At 40.6% G+C, this 18,551-nt stretch carries 16 protein-coding genes; 7 read left to right on the top strand and 9 right to left on the bottom strand.

Going from position 1 to position 18,551, the window contains the following annotated elements:
• Positions 1-7: 7 nt before the first annotated feature.
• The 6 genes from EXT46_RS14960 to EXT46_RS14935 form a co-directional block, all read right to left on the bottom strand.
• Entirely contained in the window at positions 8-1,090 is a 1,083-nt protein-coding gene (locus tag EXT46_RS14960; protein WP_130148227.1) for a DegT/DnrJ/EryC1/StrS family aminotransferase, read from the bottom strand.
• A 1-nt stretch (position 1,091) separates the two neighbouring features.
• A complete protein-coding gene (locus tag EXT46_RS14955; RefSeq protein WP_130148225.1) occupies positions 1,092-1,682 on the bottom strand; it encodes an acyltransferase in 591 nt (196 codons plus the stop codon).
• Between the two features lies 1 nt (position 1,683).
• Positions 1,684-2,628, bottom strand: a complete 945-nt coding sequence (locus EXT46_RS14950; protein WP_130148223.1) for a Gfo/Idh/MocA family oxidoreductase — start codon at positions 2,626-2,628, stop codon at positions 1,684-1,686.
• 1 nt (position 2,629) lies between these two features.
• A complete protein-coding gene (locus EXT46_RS14945) occupies positions 2,630-3,940 on the bottom strand; it encodes a nucleotide sugar dehydrogenase (RefSeq protein WP_130148221.1) in 1,311 nt (436 codons plus the stop codon).
• A gap of 12 nt (positions 3,941-3,952) precedes the next feature.
• Positions 3,953-5,392: a mannose-1-phosphate guanylyltransferase/mannose-6-phosphate isomerase gene (locus EXT46_RS14940; RefSeq protein ID WP_276319722.1), complete on the bottom strand. Its 1,440-nt coding sequence runs from the start codon at positions 5,390-5,392 to the stop codon at positions 3,953-3,955.
• Between the two features lie 72 nt (positions 5,393-5,464).
• On the bottom strand, positions 5,465-6,847 hold the full coding sequence (locus EXT46_RS14935) for a phosphomannomutase CpsG (RefSeq protein ID WP_130148219.1): 1,383 nt from the start codon (positions 6,845-6,847) through the stop codon (positions 5,465-5,467).
• Between the two features lie 160 nt (positions 6,848-7,007).
• Between EXT46_RS14935 and EXT46_RS14930 the strand changes: the two genes are divergently transcribed.
• The 7 genes from EXT46_RS14930 to EXT46_RS14900 all read left to right on the top strand — a co-directional run bounded on the left by EXT46_RS14930 (position 7,008) and on the right by EXT46_RS14900 (position 14,810).
• The gene (locus tag EXT46_RS14930; protein ID WP_130148217.1) at positions 7,008-8,738 is read left to right on the top strand and encodes a tetratricopeptide repeat protein; all 1,731 of its coding nucleotides are present in this window, start codon (positions 7,008-7,010) and stop codon (positions 8,736-8,738) included.
• 108 nt (positions 8,739-8,846) lie between these two features.
• Positions 8,847-9,767: a Wzz/FepE/Etk N-terminal domain-containing protein gene (locus EXT46_RS14925; RefSeq protein WP_165381138.1), complete on the top strand. Its 921-nt coding sequence runs from the start codon at positions 8,847-8,849 to the stop codon at positions 9,765-9,767.
• 14 nt (positions 9,768-9,781) lie between these two features.
• Positions 9,782-10,843, top strand: a complete 1,062-nt coding sequence (locus EXT46_RS14920; protein WP_130148213.1) for a glycosyltransferase — start codon at positions 9,782-9,784, stop codon at positions 10,841-10,843.
• A gap of 331 nt (positions 10,844-11,174) precedes the next feature.
• A complete protein-coding gene (locus tag EXT46_RS14915; RefSeq protein WP_130148211.1) occupies positions 11,175-12,062 on the top strand; it encodes a hypothetical protein in 888 nt (295 codons plus the stop codon).
• 134 nt (positions 12,063-12,196) lie between these two features.
• Complete coding sequence (locus tag EXT46_RS14910) at positions 12,197-12,958, top strand: WecB/TagA/CpsF family glycosyltransferase (protein WP_130148209.1); 762 nt, start codon at positions 12,197-12,199, stop codon at positions 12,956-12,958.
• Positions 12,955-13,962, top strand: a complete 1,008-nt coding sequence (locus tag EXT46_RS14905) for a Gfo/Idh/MocA family oxidoreductase (RefSeq protein ID WP_130148207.1) — start codon at positions 12,955-12,957, stop codon at positions 13,960-13,962. Before EXT46_RS14910 ends, EXT46_RS14905 begins: the two co-directional genes overlap by 4 nt.
• Positions 13,962-14,810, top strand: a complete 849-nt coding sequence (locus EXT46_RS14900; protein ID WP_130148205.1) for a hypothetical protein — start codon at positions 13,962-13,964, stop codon at positions 14,808-14,810. The genes EXT46_RS14905 and EXT46_RS14900 overlap by 1 nt, the downstream gene beginning before the upstream one ends.
• Before the next feature lie 8 nt (positions 14,811-14,818).
• Here the strand turns inward: EXT46_RS14900 and wecA are convergent, their stop codons facing one another.
• The 3 genes from wecA to EXT46_RS14885 all read right to left on the bottom strand — a co-directional run bounded on the left by wecA (position 14,819) and on the right by EXT46_RS14885 (position 18,537).
• Positions 14,819-15,883, bottom strand: a complete 1,065-nt coding sequence (gene wecA / locus EXT46_RS14895) for a UDP-N-acetylglucosamine--undecaprenyl-phosphate N-acetylglucosaminephosphotransferase (protein ID WP_130148203.1) — start codon at positions 15,881-15,883, stop codon at positions 14,819-14,821.
• Positions 15,884-15,993: 110 nt separating this feature from the next.
• On the bottom strand, positions 15,994-17,208 hold the full coding sequence (locus tag EXT46_RS14890) for a polysaccharide pyruvyl transferase family protein (protein ID WP_130148201.1): 1,215 nt from the start codon (positions 17,206-17,208) through the stop codon (positions 15,994-15,996).
• A 111-nt stretch (positions 17,209-17,319) separates the two neighbouring features.
• On the bottom strand, positions 17,320-18,537 hold the full coding sequence (locus EXT46_RS14885; protein ID WP_130148199.1) for a hypothetical protein: 1,218 nt from the start codon (positions 18,535-18,537) through the stop codon (positions 17,320-17,322).
• Positions 18,538-18,551: the final 14 nt, after the last annotated feature.

The following is an 18,551-nucleotide window of genomic DNA, read 5'->3' as shown; positions in this document are numbered from 1 at the left end:
TGACAAGTTACTCCTTTAAGCTTGATTCGAGGTATGGATGCATGGGTAAGCTAAACACTCTGTCGGCCAAGCGCTCAGCAACAGGGAAGTCTCCCGGCTTGTACCCTAAGTACTGGAAAGCGGTTTGTTGGTGCATGCAGGTTCTGTAATAGACCATGGTAGGAATTCCCTGCTGTTTGAACTTTGCCATATGCTCTTCGCGATGCTCAGAAACTAGAGTGTATTGTGCCCAAGAACTGTAGTAGCCTTCAGGGACGATTGGGGTCTTATACTTGCCGTTGAGCTCATTATGATACTGCTGAGCCGCTAGGTTTCGCTTTTCCAATTCAATGGGGAACTCTGCCAATTTTTCCAGCAAAATAGCAGCTTGAATAGTATCCAACCGGCTATTCATCCCGATCCTAACATTATCGTATTTGTCAGTCCCCTTGCCATGAACCCGTAATGAGCGCACTAACTCTGCATATTGCTCATTATTAGTGAAAATAGCGCCACCATCCCCATAGCAGCCTAACGGCTTGGCAGGGAAAAAGCTTGTGGTTGCTATATCACCAAAACTACCAGCACGCTGGCCGTTTATATTGCCTCCGAAGCCTTGAGCTGCGTCTTCGATAAGCTTTAAGTTATATTTTTCTGCAACCTTTTTAATCTCGGGATAGTTCGCAGGAAGCCCAAACAGATCCACAGCAATAATAGCCTTTGGTTGAAGCTCACCTTCACTGAGCACTTTTTGTACTTGCCTTTCTAGGTCAAGTGGGCAAATATTAAAGGTATCCTCATCTGAATCTACAAATACAGGAGTCGCTCCCTCGTACGCTATGACCTCAGCAGTCGCGAAAAATGTGAACGTAGGGCAAAATACAGCATCCCCCTCACCAACGTCTAAAGCCATCAAAGCGAGTGTTAAAGCATCAGTGCCATTTGCGCATGTAATAACATGCTTGACGCCCACAAACTCTGCTAGCTTTTCCTCAAGTTCTCTGACTTCTGGCCCCATGATATATTGTCCATGCTGTAGGACCTGCCCAATGCGAGCATCTATTTTACTTTTCAAGTGCTGATACTGTGCAGCTAAATCAATAAATTGCATATTATTTTTCTTCTTTCAGCGAGAGTTTCTTGCCCTCTAATTGATAAAGATCGCCTGTGTGCGGGCAACGAACACTGCCTTCGCCCTCGATAGGTAAATCCAACTGTTCGCCATACTTACTTATCCAGCCTATTTGCTTAGCAGGAACGCCAACCATAAGAGCAAAGGGGGGAACATTTTTATTGATCACCGCACCGGCGCCAACTAATGCATATTCACCGATTGTTACGCCACATACGATAGTGCAATTAGCTCCTAATGTGGCACCTTTTTTAACAATAGTGTCCCGGTATTCAGTTTTACGCTCAATGAAAGAACGAGGGTTATAAACATTTGTAAAGACCATGCTAGGTCCACAAAAGACATCGTCCTCTAAATGTACGTTGTCGTAGACAGAAACATTGTTTTGGACTTTGACATTGTTTCCAATCGTTACTTTATTACCAATAAAGACATTCTGGCCTAGGGAGCATCCCTCCCCAATCACCGCGCCACCACATACGTGAACGAAGTGCCACACTCGGGTGTTTAGACCTATTTGTGCTCCATCATCAACAATGGCACTTTCGTGTACTTTATAACCCTTATTCATCTTATAGAACCTTGCTCAATAACGGGTGACCCTTACCTTTCGCTTCAGAAATAGGCATCAACCTAATTTTTTCTACGGTTTCAATAGCGACTCTGTTTTCATCAACACCAAAGCCGTTGCCTTGCAATATATTCATGTAGCTTTGGGTATGAAGGTCCGTAAAACCACCTGAGAACTCTAATTCTTCGTCACCAATAGTAATACTTCTGTAGGTCAGCTTTTCACCACGAACAGCGTTTTCTGGAAGGTTATTCGCATCGATAGACAAGAACCAACGAACACGCGCTTTCTCATACTCTAGGTAGCCGCTGGCAGTCTTTTCATCACGGTAGTGAACTTCATTATTTTTTAGCTCACCAAAAACGAAATGCAACATGTCGTAAAAATGAACACCGATGTTAGTCGCGACACCACCTGATTTATGGTCAAAGCCCTTCCAAGATTTCATATACCACTTTCCGCGAGAAGTCATATACGTTAAGTCAACATCAAAAACATGATCGGGTGATGCGGCGGCTACTTTTTCTTTCAAAGCAATAATTGAAGGGTGCAATCTTAACTGCAAGATTGAATTGACGCGAGCACCATACTTGGCTTCGTATTCTTTCAGTGTATCCATATCACTGGAGTTTAATACTAAAGGCTTTTCACAAATAACATCTATGCCATTTTTTAGGGCATACTTCATGTGTGGAGTATGGAGATAGTTAGGGCTACAAATCGCGATATAATCTAATTTCTCGCCCTTCATCTCTTGATCTTCAACAAACGCTGTAAAGTCCTCAAACTCAGTAAAAAACTCAGCTTCAGGAAAGTGGCTATCCATAATACCCACGGAGTCATTCACATCCATAGCTACAACTAGCTCATGACCCGTTTCTTTAATAGCCTTTAAGTGTCTCGGTGCGATATATCCTGCAGCACCAATTAATGCAAACTTTTTCATTTTAGGCCTTCAATACATTTTCATTATGTGTTCTATACTTTCCTCGCGTATCAACAATCAACTGAGCGTGAGAAAGCAAACTGTTGTAATCTACATCATCATGATCGGTTGCCAATACGATACCGTCATAAGATGAAATATTTTCGGGAAGTAGTTCTACTGATGTTAAGTCAAATGAGTGCTCTCTCATTTGCGGGAAAACAGGCACATGTGGATCACTATATTGAACATTTGCCCCTTTGTTTCTTAATAACTCCATAATTTCTACCGACGGCGACTCACGCATGTCATCAACATTCTTTTTATAGGCAATACCGAGTACCAGAATATTGCTGCCTTTGAGCGCTTTGCCGTGATCATTTAAGCCATCCATCAATTTTCCTACAACGTATTCAGGCATCCCTCTATTTATTTCGCCTGATAACTCTATAAACCTAGTGTGAAGACCATACTCGCGAGCTTTCCAAGTCAAATAAAATGGGTCAATCGGTATACAGTGCCCACCTAGTCCTGGGCCTGGATAATAAGGAGTAAAGCCAAACGGCTTGGTTGCTGCTGCGTCAACAACTTCAAAAATATCGATACCCATTCGATCAGCAACTATCTTCATTTCGTTCACAAGACCGATATTGACAGCTCGGTGAATGTTCTCAAGGAGCTTAGTCATTTCAGCAACCTTTGTAGAGCTGACGGGTACAACCTTATCAATTGCAGAGTGATACAAAGACACGCCTATATCTGAGCATTGCTTAGTATGGCCACCGCATACCTTTGGAATATTTCGAGTTTCAAAATTTGGGTTGCCCGGGTCTTCTCTCTCTGGCGAATAGATTAAAAAGAAGTCATCCCCAACTTTTAAACCTTGCTTTTCAACTCGAGGAAGCAGTTCTTCTTCAGTTGTGCCGGGATAAGTTGTACTCTCCAAAGACAAAGCTTGGCCTTTTCGGAAGAAAGGACTTAATGCATCAGTTGTATTTATAACAAAGCTTAAGTCTGGCTCTCGGTGTTTGTTCAGCGGTGTAGGTACACACAACACAAGCGCGTCACATAAGCTTGCTTTAGCGAAGTCACTTGTTGCTTCGGCGCCATTATCAAGCGCAGACTTAATCGCTTTTGGTTCTATATGTTCTATGTAGCTTTCACCAGCCATCAAGGAAGAAACCTTGCTGTTATCTATGTCTATACCGATCACTTTGTAACCGACAGACGCATACCTAATAAGCAGTGGTAGACCAACATAGCCCAATCCAACGATGCCAATCACGGCATCCTTAGAATCCAGTTTATTCTTTAATTCGCTAAAATAACTCATACTTAGTCCGTTCTATCTGTTATATATGTCTTCAAAGCGTACAATGTCATCCTCACCTAGATATCCACCGCTTTGAACTTCTACTATTTCTAACATCATTTTCCCTGGGTTTGTCAGCCTGTGAGTTGCTCCCAAAGGGATATAAACCGATTCATTCTCTGATAAAATTTGTTCATTGCCATCAATTTCTACTAAAGCTGTTCCTTTGACAACAACCCAATGTTCAGACCTATGATGGTGCATTTGTTTTGATATAGAGGCCCCTGGCTTCACAGAGATTCGCTTAACTTGATAGCGCTCCCCTGTGTTTATCGATTCAAACTTTCCCCAAGGTCTATGCACCTGCTGATGCTCTATATGCTCGCTTCGACCTTCATCAGCCAAAAGGTTTACAACCTTCTTAACATCTTGAACCTTGTCCTTGTGCGCAACTAAAAGAGAGTCTTTGGTACTTACGATGACTAAATCACTGACCCCAACAGTTGCAACAAATTGACTCTCACTTTGAACGAAGCTGTTATTTGAATCTATATTAATAATATCGCCAAAACTCACATTCCCTGACGCATCTTTTTCTCGGCTCTCCCACAAGGTGGTAAATGAGCCTAAATCGCTCCAACCAATACTGACAGGCAAAACTAACCCTTTAGTGGTTTTTTCCATTACAGCGTAATCAATGGAGTCGCTAGGTGCTTTAGCAAACTCCTCTTGTGATACTCTGATAAAATCCAAATCTTTCTTGGCATTCTTATGAGCCGATTGCACAATCTCATACATGCTTGTGTGGAAGGTTTTTAACTCAGACAGAAAAGTATCTGCCCTTAATACAAATATTCCACTATTCCAGAAATAGCCGCCACGCTCCAAGAAAGACTCTGCTGTATGCTTATCAGGCTTTTCTACAAATTCTTGGATGGGGCTTAACTCGGATTTATGCTCAGCCTTTATGTAACCGAACCCAGTTTCAGCCCTGGTAGGATGAATACCAAAGGTAACAATAGCTCCCTCTTGGGCCGCAGCAATCCCTTTCTGAACAGCGACCTCGAATGCTTTAGAATCTGTAATTACATGATCTGAGGCTAGGACGACTAGGATAGCGTCTTTATTTTTGGACAACGCTTCAAAGGCTGCTAGTGATAATGCTGGAGCCGTATTACGAGCACAAGGTTCCAATAAAATTGCACTTGGAAGTAAATCGATCTCCCGAAGCTGTTCTGCTAAAACAAAACGGTGACTTTCATTACAAACAAAAATTGGATTATTGTAATCACTCACGCGTAAAGCAGTATCCTGAATCATGCTATGATCACCTGAAAGCTTTAAAAACTGCTTTGGATAATGCTTTCTTGACAGTGGCCAGAGACGAGTACCGGAACCACCTGACAAAATTACTGGGTAAACGTCTGGGTTAGGCATATTTTTCTTTGAGGTTTTAGAGACACTAGTAAACATCCGTATTCTGGAGTGGTAGTCTATATTAATGAACCGTTAATTCAACCTTGGAAGTGAATAAGTATCGCGATTTCAACCTATCGCTTTGATAAGCTTCACGAGTTCTGAGGTCTTTTCTTTTAAAAGCCGAGTATCTGTTTTGGTTTCTATGTTTAAGCGCAAGAGCGATTCTGTATTCGACTCTCTCAGGTTAAAACGCCAAGTGCTGAATTCAACACTTAAACCGTCGATAGTCTCAACTTTTATGCCCAATGGAGTGTAGAGCTCCTTGATCTTTGCCACCACATCCTTAGGGCTCACGACTTTGAAGTTTAATTCACCTGACACTGGGTACTTCAAAGCAGCTTCTTTTGTTAATTGATGAAGACTAGTGGATTTTTTAGATATCAACTCAGCTATAAGCAGCCAAGGGATCATGCCACTGTCGCAATATGCAAAGTCTTTAAAGTAGTGGTGCCCACTCATTTCACCTCCGTATATTGCGTCTACTTCTCTCATGCACTCCTTGACAACAACGTGCCCAGTCTTTGATTGAATAGGGCGGCCTCCAAGCCTATTTACTACATCAACAGTATGCCAAGTTAGACGCGGATCATGGACAACACTAGCTCCTGGCTCTTTCAGTAAAAATGCTTCAGCCAGTAAACCAACGATATAATAACTTTCAATAAAATTGCCATGCTCATCAAAGAAGAAGCAGCGGTCGAAATCACCATCCCATGCAACCCCAAAGTCAGCCTTGTTTTCCACAACAGCTTGAGCCGTGACGCTACGGTTTTCTTTAAGTAAAGGATTAGGAATGCCATTTGGGAAGGTTGGATCAGGGTTATGGAAAAGCTTAATGAACTCTACCGGTACCGCCAACTCATCGAAGCGCCTTTCTATTTCGTCAATCACATGCCCAGCCGTACCATTTCCGGCATTCACTAGCACTTTTAGGGGTTTAAGCTGGTCACAATTAATAAAACTCAAGTAAAAATCAACCAACTCATTAATTAGACTAACGCTTTCGAGCTTCCCTCTATCGCGAGTTTGAGCTTGTCCCTTCCATGGCTGCTGTTCCGCAAGTTTTTTTATTTCACCCAGCCCATTACTATATGTAATTGGACGCGCTCCACTTTGAACAAACTTCATGCCATTGTAGTTTATAGGGTTATGAGAAGCCGTGACCTGTATGGCTCCACCCACTCTCAGATAGAATGCAGCAAAATAAGTTTCTTCACTTCCTGTGACTCCTAAGTCCAACACATCGGCGCCGGAATCCATAAGTCCTTCAGCAAGTGCCATCTTCAAAGCGTTACTAGACGCTCTCGCATCTTCACCAAGCACAACCCTCTCCGGCTTAAAAAACTCCCCGTATGCTCTCCCTATACGATAGGCTATATCCTCGTTAAGCTGTTCACCTAACTCTCCCCTGACATCATAAGCCTTAAAACAATTGAGTTGATGTGCCATATTTCTGCATGCCAATATCTATATCAGGCGCATATGTTAAAGATTTACAGATACTAATTCTAGCGCCATCGAATCAATAGCTCGTCTCTGCTTATTTTTTATTTCTTTTTATGTAATGATCGACGCTATATATTGAATACTAGGTAAAAAGAGAACCACCGTGCTTAGCAAAAACTCAAATCTGCTTTATCTGTTTCTAGCTGCTATGCTACTAACATTAACATTTCTTGCTTATTGGCCATCACTAAGCGTCCCATTTTATCTAGATGATTACATTTCCATTAAACAAAACCTCGTTCTCCAAGAGGGTAGCTGGACCGATGTCATAAAATCAGATAAAGCTCGCTGGGTTGGTTTACTCAGCTTCAAAGCAAATTATGTTTTATTTGGTGACAGCTTGGCATCCCTACATACCATGAATTTGTTCATTCATTTATGTAATATTCTGCTAGTTGGTTTTCTTACTTTCAAACTATTAAACCTAGCCAGTTGCTCTCAACGGGTCATACCATGGGTAACCCTTTTTATAATGGCATTGTTTGCATTACACCCATTAAATACTCAAGCAGTAACCTACTTAGTACAACGATATGCATCGCTTGCAACACTATTTTTCCTGCTCGCCTTGAGTTGCTACATATTTGCAAGAGAAAGTACAAAACATGTAAAAGTTGCTGCATGGGTGATTGGCTGCTTGATATTTGGGATACTTGCTTTTTTCACAAAGCAAAATGCGATTACTCTGATTGGTGTTTTACTAGCGTTCGAGTTGTGTTTCTTTAATCGTATAAAGCTCAACCATGTTCTGAAAACCATCGTAATATTTCTTATAGCCTTAAGCATACTATACCCCCTACCTGTTCTGAACGCGCATTTCGAAGCATTCTTTACTCGCTTAGGAGATCTGACTAGCGAAACCGACATATACAGCCGCTGGCAATACTTTTGTGCGCAGCTCAACGTTATCTTCATCTATTTAGGCAAGTGGGTTTTTCCTATGGAGCTTCGCCTGGAATATCCTTATACAACCCAATCTTTTTCCCGGGTTGGTACCTTATTGGCGCTCTCAGCGCACGTTTTTTTACTATGCTTTGCATTAAAAAATTTGAAGAAATACACCCTTATTTCTTTTGGTTTATTTTTCTTCTATATCACCCATTCCGTCGAATCAGCACTAGTGCCTATTCGAGATATAGCATTTGAGCACAGAACCTATCTTCCACATATTGGTCTACTATTTGTACTTGCCGGCTTAGGGGAGCTTATATATAAACACGGCACTGTCACACCCAAAGCCACCAAATTTATTTTGCCTATTATTATTCTTATTTTGGGTAGTCTGACGTTTTCTCGTAACACGCTATGGCAATCACCTACTGACTTTTATGAATATGAGCTATCTTTGGAACCACGTAACTTGCGTGTAATGAATAACCTTGCGCACGCTTACACTAATTCAGGCAACTTCGATAAAGCTCAAAGCCTATACGAGAGAATGGATGAGTTAGAACAAAGTGATAGCAAATTAATGTCAACAAGCACCGTGCTTTCAAACATCATGATTTGGAACCTCGAGCAAAAGAATATAGCAAGAGCTGAAGAGATAGCGATAAAGATCACCCAACGAGAAACAAAAGGACCAATTTTAGCAAAGGCTTGGGCAGTTTATGGCACAGCTGCAATGGCCAGAAGGGACGCTCAGTCGGCAGAACAGCGATTTAAGACATCCTTGAGTTATTCACCAAATGATGTGGGGACATTATTACTATATGCAAAATCTCTCGGAGTGCAGCGTAAATTCGATGAGGCAAAAGAAGCTCTACTTCGCGCCCAAAAACTAGCCCCAAATAATCAGGAAATTAGAAAGCTGATGAATCTAATTCGAGGTTAGAAAGCTGGCGATATTTTCGCCACCTGTCAGCTTCTACCAGTTAAGGTGTAGTAGCTGACTTCCCTCTTCTGTATAATGCATTCAACAATACCAACAATTCGAAAACCTATGTCTCAAATTCAGGCTCAAAGCTTCACCTCTCTATCCGACGTATTACAAGCACTATGGCAAAATAAAATAAAGCTTGTACTAGGTTTTATATTCGGGGCATTAATGGGTGCAGCCATAGCTTATTCAATGCCTGAAATGTATCGCTCTCAAGCAATTTTATTTCCTTCATCTTCAAGTTCAGGAAGCAACTTGGGAGGACTTGCTGGTCAAATTGGGGGATTAGCATCAATTGCAGGAGTGGATTTAGGTGAAGATCAAAATGATAATACCACTCTAGCCATCGAAATCCTTAACTCACATAAGTTCATCATTGAGTTTATCAATAACAACGACTTATCCGTACCATTGTTCGCGTATAAAGGCTTTGACTTCAAAGGCAATGAAGCGCTGATAGACAATAGTGTATATGATGAAATTAAAGGTGAGTGGCATAGAAAGCCTGATGTTCTAGGGAGCAAAAAGCCTAATGACTTCCAATTAGTTAAAGAGTTTCGGAATCAGTTTGATGTAAGCCAAGATAAGGTTACAGGAATGATCACCGTAACTTTCGATAACCCTTCACCTCAAGTCGCACAACTTGTTGTCCAGAAGCTCGTTGCTTCTGTAAATAAATCAGTTAGAGAGCGCGATATTGATCAAGCGGAAAAAAGCATTGAATATTTAAGGGCCGAGCTCGCTAATACCTCAGTATTCGAAATGAGAAAAATGTTTAGTCAACTAATTGAAGAACAAACGTCAAAACTTCTACTCGCAAAAGTGAAAACAGACTACGTTTTCGAAACAGTAGACCCTCCTCTATCTACTTTAAAACCAAATACACCGAACAAACCTCTGATCATAATTGTCATGTCCTTTATAGGTCTGATTATGATGGCTTCCTATATTTTAATATTTAGAATGCCGAAAAAACACGTATAGGCAAAGAGGTTATTATGAATATCTGTTACGTTATGGAGAGCTTCACTTTAGGTGGTGTAGAGAAAGTCACATATCAACTATTAAGTGAATTAGGCCATAGAGCAAAAGCCGCTGGGCATCGCTATTATTTGAAAGTGTTAGATAATAGTGGTGATTTAAAAAGTCTATTCGATAACATTCATAACGTAGAAGTCAGCCCAATTGAGGGGTTCCTGTCCTTTCGAAAGTTTTGTATTGAGAATCAGATCGAATGTGTTGTCTTCACGAAAGGAGGGATATCTAGGTATGCCTGTTTACTTCCTCTTAGTATTAAAACTGTAGCTATACAGCACGTTCCCATCAACCTCCCACAGGTTAGCAAACTCAAAAATTGCTTTAGAGCATTCGGTGCAGCGATACTATATAGAAGAATGAGTTCGGTAATAACCGTATCGGAGGGTATTCGTCAAAATCTTATAAAGTACCTTCGCCTTTCAGAGGACCATGTTAATACTATTTATAACGCGGTGGTTGATTCCGATGTGGATACTGTGGCCAGTACACCAACTGAATATAAGGATTATTGGGTCTTCGTTGGTCGCTTGAGTTACCAAAAGGGAACGGATATGCTGGCTAAGGTAGTACAACTAGCATCTGAGCAAATCCCAGACTTCAAACTCGTGATTGTAGGTAGTGGTCCAGAAGAAAGTGCATTCACTTCACAATTGAGTAGCTTTGGCGTTCGAGACAGAGTCATTATTCATGGCTTTAGCGACAACCCATACCAATACATTAAGCACGCCAAGGGATTACTACTCCCCTCGAGGTGGGAGGGTTTACCAACAGTACTAGTCGAAGCAGCTTACTTGGGCACTCAAACTGTTAGTTTTGATTGTCGATATGGCCCTTCTGAACTAACGAGTAACGGACAGAACGGTTATTTAATAAAGCAAGACGATGTAGACGCTTTTGCCGAAGCCATAATAGCTATTGAAAAAGGTTTACAGAAACCGATGCCTGACACTAAAAACTTCACTAAGAGTCAAGCCGCTAAAAATTATGAGCTTTTCGTAAAGCAGCTATGTAGCCAAAAATAGAATGCTGTTGATATTCGTTATACTCTTCTTCATTTGCTTTTTCCCTACATACCTTTTTTCAGAAGAGGTATTTTTAGGGCAGACGCTGCTTTTTTTGTCTTTTCCTTTTCTTCTATTTTTAACTTATATAACTTTTAGAAACAGAAGTAACAACTTCATCATTCCACCAATAGCAATTCTTTTATTTATCTTTGGGAGCATTTTTTTACTCACAATCATATCAAAAGTAAGCTTTATGGATCTGGGAATGGTTATAAATCACTGTAGGTTTTTCGGCTACGCGCTAGTCTACTGCTTAGCGTATAATATAGCCTACGATAATGACTTTAATTTGCAAGACTTACGAAAAGCCTTGTATATGATTGTAGCCTCTCTTCTACTTTTTATTTTGTTTCATTTTGCAGCCCCTGAGCTTGCTATAGTAAAACTCCAAACCCCCCGGTTGGCTATAGACTTTACGGGTTTTAGGATTGGAGGTCCTTTAGAATGGAGTTACATTTTTGCTTTCTGCATTACTCCAGTCCTAATTATGGCTATACACGAAACAATAAGAAGAGAGGGTGGTACGCTATCATTAATATTAGCACTTTTATTGATGGGTACTTTACTTTTGTCTCAGTCTAAATCTGCGTACCTTGCAACCTTCTGCACACTGTTACTGTATCTCTGTTTTTCATTCCTCAATTACCGTTCGAATAAGCTTTTAATCACTTTAGTAACACTATCGGCTTGCGCTTTGACTTATACTTTTATTACTTTTTCAGATCAGTTTGCCCATATTTGGGGATTTATAGATAGCTTAGAAAGTGGGCAGTCAGACGCTTCAACTAAGGCACGGCTAAACCAAATTAGCCTGATTGCATTGACAGTTGAAAACTCCATTTTAATGGGTTACCCAATAATATATGAGAATATAGAAAACGGGTTCGCGCACTATTTGTATTTTTATGGTTTGATTGGTTTAACAGCTTACCTCGCTTTCATAGGCAGCTTCTGGTTTGACTGCTATTACAAGTGCAGACAGTTCTTTTTAATGCAAAAAGGTAAAAATATGGGCTTACATTTGGGAATATTGGCATTCGCAACGGTGGTGCCGATTTATGCCTTGTCGGCCTCACCTACGGACTCCCACAAAGGAGCTTACTTTTTCTTTTCTTTAATGGCCTTCTATGCAGGCCTTATCGATAAAAATACGAAAGTTAGCACTAGGTCCAAATAGGTCATAAATTATCTTAGTACACTCAGGTGACGCTCCAATTGCAACTTCGCGAACATCTAGCTACCATATTCACGCTCGAGCTTTGAGCTAGGCTATCGAGCACACCTACAACAAATCATAAAGGTTAGCCTAAAATGCATAAACTCGAGAGTATCGAGCAACGAGTAATAGACTGGAAACATTTAAAAGAAATCATACAAGCACCCAAAGATAAACAATGTTCACCTACATTTATTACCTATTTAAACCCTTATACGGCTACGCTAGCTTATAGAGAGGACTACCCATCTAATAATGTAGATGGCTTTGTCCTTGATGGCACCATTGCTACGAAAATGTTCAACATTTTCAATAGAAAAAAGTATAGAACCCTAAGTTTTGACTTTTCCCATGCAGCGGGAGATGTTTTTTCTCTTTTAGAGAAAAACCAGCAATCAGTTGCGATCATTGGTGCATCGAAAGAAGAGCTAGATGTATTTACATCTAGGATTCAAGCAATGTTCAACAACTTAAAAATTGTTTACTCACATAGCGGTTATTTAAATATCGATACTCAGCTAGAACAAATTATTGGATCTCTTAACAAAGAAAAACCAGATTTTATTTTGCTATCCACAGGCGCGCCTCTGCAGGAGTTCATTGGTTGTAGGCTCCGCGAAAAGCTGACAGGCACTAAAGTTATTACCACTTGCGGTGCCTTCGTTAGTCAGACGGTTTCGGCAAAAAGGGAGAAGTATTATCCAGTTTTGGTAGATAAACTATGTTTGCGGTGGCTATACCGACTTATTAAAGAAAAGCATATCCGCAAACGCTGGCTAAAGTTTTACCCTCGCTTTGTATTTCTCTACCCAATAATGAAAAGCTCTTTATTACTCAAAAGGTTATTTAAACGATGAAGAAAATTGGTTTTATAGGAGTTGGTAAGATGGGGTTATCCCACCTTGCTATAGCCAACAGCCTCCCGAATCTAGAAGTACGAGCCATGGCTGACACTTCAACAATGTTGTTAAAAACATTAAATAAAGGCCTAAGAGTAGCAACATATACAGACTATAAGGAAATGGTAGAGCTCGAAGAACTAGATGCCGTTGTTATATCCCTACCAAACTCTTTACACTTTGAAGCTGTAAAAGCTTGCCTACTCAAGGGTCTTAACGTATTTATTGAAAAGCCATTTACACTTGATTACAAGCAAAGCTTAGAGTTGCAGTCATTAGCTGAAGAGAAAAACCTCTACATCCAAGTCGGCTACGTAAACCGTTTTTGCGATACGTTTTCTTATGTTCGTGAAATAATTAATAGTCAGTCTCTTGGGCAGGTTACAAATTACAGCAGTATCATGACCGGACCTGTGATAACAGAAAACCATGAGAGTGGCTGGCGCAATGATTACAGTAAAGGGGGCGGCTGCCTAAACGATTATGGCCCGCATTGCATAGATCTTATATGCTTCTTGTTTGGAACGGAGTTTGAGGTTACTCAGGCATCTTTGCAAAGCAAGTTTTCTACTAAAGTGGATGATATAGTCGATGCAAAATTTACTCATCCAGACTTTAGTGGTGAAATTTATATAAATTGGTCAGACAATACGGTTAGGAAAGCTTCAAACAAAGTTCGTATAGACTTTGAAAGGGGCAGTATCGAGGTTTCAAAGCAAGAGATGAGCATAACTTCCGCTTTGGATATCCCTCAATTCAACATAAAGAAAGGTGATAACCTTAAGTATATTACAGATTTTTCTACAGACGTGAGCTTCTACCTACGTGGTGAAGAATTTAGCCGCCAGTTAGAAGAATTTAGCCACTCTTTAAATAGTAAAACAAGCTCTATTTGCGATCTAGCCTCAGCTTGTAAAGTAGACAAAACAATTGCAGATATATTTTCAAAGAGTGGGAAGTAATGGATAAGTTAATTCTAGGCGATAACCAGTTTTTCGGTGTCAACCATAAGTCAGAATCAAAGTCTCAGCAACAATTAGAGACTTTTAAGTCACCTGAGGATATTTTTAATACCTTAAGAATAGCCAATGATGTAGGTGTGAAAAGCTTCATGTTTACAACACACGATAAACTGGAGCCGGTGTTTGATCTCATTAAAAAGAACAAAAATGAGTTCCGGGACTTTAAGCTCATACCTTGTATGCCATATGCCCATAAATATGCCGATGCTATGGCTACAGAGGGAGTCGTTGGTTCTGTCAAAAAGTATATGCCGAGAAACATTTTTAAAGTGGGTTATCGCTCCCTGGTTTCTGCATTGACCAAGGATCCTGTACCTATCATGAAGCTTCTAGTAGACACAGAGATGCGTATGATGAGAGGTTTCGATATCGAGCATGTCTTCCTACAAAATATCGTCACAGACCTTGTGATTGGGCTTGGTATGCAAGATGTACTAGTCGAGTTTGCTGAGTATGCAAAAAGACAATACGGTGCTAAAGCTGGTTTTATTACTTTAAATCAGCCGCTAACGGAACAGAAGCTTATTGAGTCTGGAATATCAAAGCCGCTGCTATGTAGCTCAATTAACAAAATAGGCTTTAGAATGAACCCTTCTCAACCACAAGTTGAGACTTGCTTAACTAAAAAGCGCTCTGACAATATCGCGATGTCTATATTCGCATCTGGTGCAATTAACCCCACAGAGGCCATTGAGTACATTAAAAACCTTGAAGGGGTACAATCAGTCTTGTTTGGTGCTTCATCGCGCCGCAGCATACAAAGCACTTACGAATTAATGGCAAGGTAAGTGTGTTTTTACCCTCTAAGTTTCCTCTCTTTCTTTGCAAGCGCTACCCTCAGGTAGCGCGCTAATTTCCAAGCATGCTGCACCCCATAATAATAAAAACAAAAGATAATCAGAAAAGTGAACAGTGAAAACCAGTTAGGTACATTCAACACTTCAAATACGATACCAGTTATAGACAACACCACAGCAAAAACTGTGATAGTGAATAGTGCTTTACGAGGGGAAAATCCTATTCGCATAAAAATATGGTGAAGATGATCACGGTCCGCCATGAAAGGTGACTGCCCTTTACGCACTCGGCGGATAATGATCGCGACCATATCCATCAATGGAACTGCAATTATCCACAATGCTGTCACTGGTGAAAACGCATTACTGTGGTTAGATTGAGTGAAAGCCATCAATAGCCAAACCACACTCAAACCAATGAACATGGATCCAGCGTCACCCATAAAAATTTTCTTGCTACGGTGTCCCTTTACACCTAAATTAAAAGCTAAATAAGGGACAAGAGTGGCTATGATGATAAGAGGCAAAATACTTAACTCTCCCCCATTGATAAGGATCAAAGCGGCTATAGAGCTGAATGTTACAATGCTCATGCTCCCAGCGAGTCCATCTATGCCATCTATCATATTATAAGCATTTATGGCACCTATCACAGCGACTACAGTGAAGGGAATACCGAAGGCACCTAGCTCTACCCTTCCTAGGTAAGGCAAGTCTCCTAGGTAATGTATGTAAGTTTCTGAACCCCACATCATCAATAAGGCGACGGCAACTTGAACAGCTAAACGAATTTTTACACCTAGCTGCCGATAGTCATCAACGACCCCTAAACACACAATGGCCATAGCACAGAACAAGTAACATAATGTAGACCTATCTAAAGGCAAAAAAACTAACACTGAGACGAGAACGGCTAAAAATATCGCCAGCCCACCAATCAGAGGAATAGCTCCCACATGTCTTTTCCTTTGACAAGGTGTATCTACCAGACCAATTTTTTCGGCAAACGGAATTGCCAACAATATTGAGAAGTAAGTCGCTATAAAAGCGAAGAAAATTGCCATACCAAATTATGCAACTATGTATTTATCCAAACCGTATTCTATTAGATTTTAGAGCCAATAGAACCCAAATTAACACCTGATTACAAATTGTTTATCATTATAGGAAAACTTTAATCAAAAGACAGACTTTCTAATTCGTCTACTATTCGCTGTTGTTGCTGCTTTATTTTCCCTTCAGCTTCATACTTTAAGCACTTTTCGACTCCTGTTAAGACTTCGTCAGAAAGGACTGTTTCAATATCAAAGCATAAATCACTCATCCCTATGTAGCTCATGATCCCCTTTGCTTTAGGACCATAATATGAAAGCGCAACAGCGGGCGTAAGCTGGGATAAAGCAAATACAACTGAATGGAAACGAGTTCCAACGACAAAACTTGCTTTTTGATAAAAGGCTAGTGTTTGAGGCAGTGTTAAAGGGGAAGTAAACAACTCAATGGCCTCATTATCACATAAATCGCGAAACTCTCGACTGATCACGCGATCATCCTCAATCTTTATAGGCCCGGTTACATGAGGGAATATGTATACTTTGTCAACAGTCCCACGCTCTAAAAGCCGTTCAGCGGCTGATTTTAACTCCTGCATATAAGCTGCCCGGACTTTCTTGATATTTCCCTTCATTGGCTCTCTGAGAGTGAATATTGCGTATCGGTTAGCCACTGAAATAGGCAAGGTAGGAGCGACGTCAAAGTCAGCGAGATAAAAAGCTGAATCAGGCTTAACGTCAACACTAGCCTTAGGTGCCAATCTTAAAATAACTTCCTTCGAAAGGTTTTCTCTGACAACACATTTAGCTTTACGGAAAGTGTTCTCCATAACTTTGTGTGCTAGCCGACCTTGGAAGGGGCCTATAGATTGACTAAACAATATTACCTTCTTTTTTAAGTGAAGGCCTAGAGTCATTGGTTGAGTCAAGCGAAGCAACCTAAATAAACTCTTGAAATTGTTGTTATATGAAAATAAATAGTGTCCGCCAACAGAGACTATTAGATCTGCCTCTTTTACCTCAGTATTAAATCCTGAAAAGCGACTAAACCATGGGAAAAAGATTGATAAAAAAGCAGCGATTAAACGTAAACCTTTAGTCAGCGTAACATCGGAAGCCTCTAGAGGAAGAGGAGAAGCTATCACGTCAATGTCTGGAAATTCTTGCTGCAATGAAATATGAGCGGTACGCCAAACTTTATGTTCGACAGGCACCATAGATACAACTTTTATGCCCGCGTGGGGGTATCTTCTTTTCAAAAGTAAAATGGCAGAATGAACTAACGCCATATCTCCACGATTATCATCATGCCAAGCATTGACAACAAGTATGTTCATATCACATCTTATCCTAAAGCTGAACTAAACGCAGTGCACTTATTGACACACCACCAATTTAAGGGCGCATAGTATGCCACAAACCCCCCTTGGCAGCGAATCTAAAATAACTCACTCCTTGGCTACAAACCAAAAACAAGAAATAAAGCTCGTCATGACGTACAGCCCACTTCCCAGAAGTAGCGCAAAAGCGGGTCCAAACTCATGGGCAGACATAAAGGCTAATAGTGCGGCTGCGCCTCCCAAGCATGCACTAATAAAAATAAAGTTGGGCTTATGGTTAATTTTCAAACACGCGGTGCTGACTTTATTAATTGAGAATAAAATAGCCAACAGCACCAAGGATTGATACTGATAAAACACTTCTTGATAGGGCTTGTACAAAGTGGCAAATGCAACCCATGAAACTACGTATATCAAGGCACTTAGTAACAGGCCAATGATCGAAACTTGCAACACTCTCTTTTTCATATCTTTAAGAGAGACCACACCTTGACGAGACTGTTCAGCATACTCAACCAACATTGAGTTCTCTAAAACGGTAGTAATTAAGTTTGCCAAGCCAATGAAGCTAAGCATTAGGCGCAAGCCATTGAACTCTTCCCTCGTTATCAACGGCTCAAATAAAAGTAGAACACCAGAGCTTAAAAACCACATTGTGGCAGCGGACAACAATGTCCACCTAGCGAAAGCATGGTTCTTTTTAATGTAAGCCTGTGTTGTTCTTACTCTACCAACTTGAACTTGCTTTGATATCCCCCTACAAAGCGAAGCAAAACTCACAGTAATAACGAGGAAGAACCATTCTGCTTTCGTTACATTCAGCCCCCACAACAGCAATAGGCATGCACTTCCTATAGCTATCAAAAGCAATGACTTTTTTATTAAAAATATGTTGCTTAAGTCAATAAATGCTTTCTTTCTCAGTATGTCGTAAGTTAACCATGGAATGACTGAAAGGCCTGACGCAAAGCTTAAGGTAAGAGAAAAGCCTTTTATATAATATAAAACCCCAGCCAGAAGAATAGCAGTAACAACGGTAGCTCCCCACGTAAGCAACAGAGCCGATGAAACATAGCTAGCTCTTTTACGTTGACTATAAAAAACAAAGAAAGGGTTTCCGAGGTACGAAAAACCGGCAAAAAGTACAACTTGCACTAAAGTGAAGCTATAAGAAAAATGGAAAAATTGCTCTTTCTCGAGTAGTAACCCTGAGGCAAAGATGGCCACAAAACTGACACTGGAAAAGCCTAGTTGCTCAATGAATCTAGCGTGAGCCTGCAAAGATTGCTTCATTTTAAAAATTTTTACATGGTGGGAGTCAGCCACAAGAAAGCGCTCTC

The organism is Pseudoalteromonas sp. CO325X, from assembly GCF_004208955.1.
Classification (GTDB): domain Bacteria; phylum Pseudomonadota; class Gammaproteobacteria; order Enterobacterales; family Alteromonadaceae; genus Pseudoalteromonas; species Pseudoalteromonas ruthenica.
This window is presented reverse-complemented; position numbering and strand designations above follow the sequence as displayed.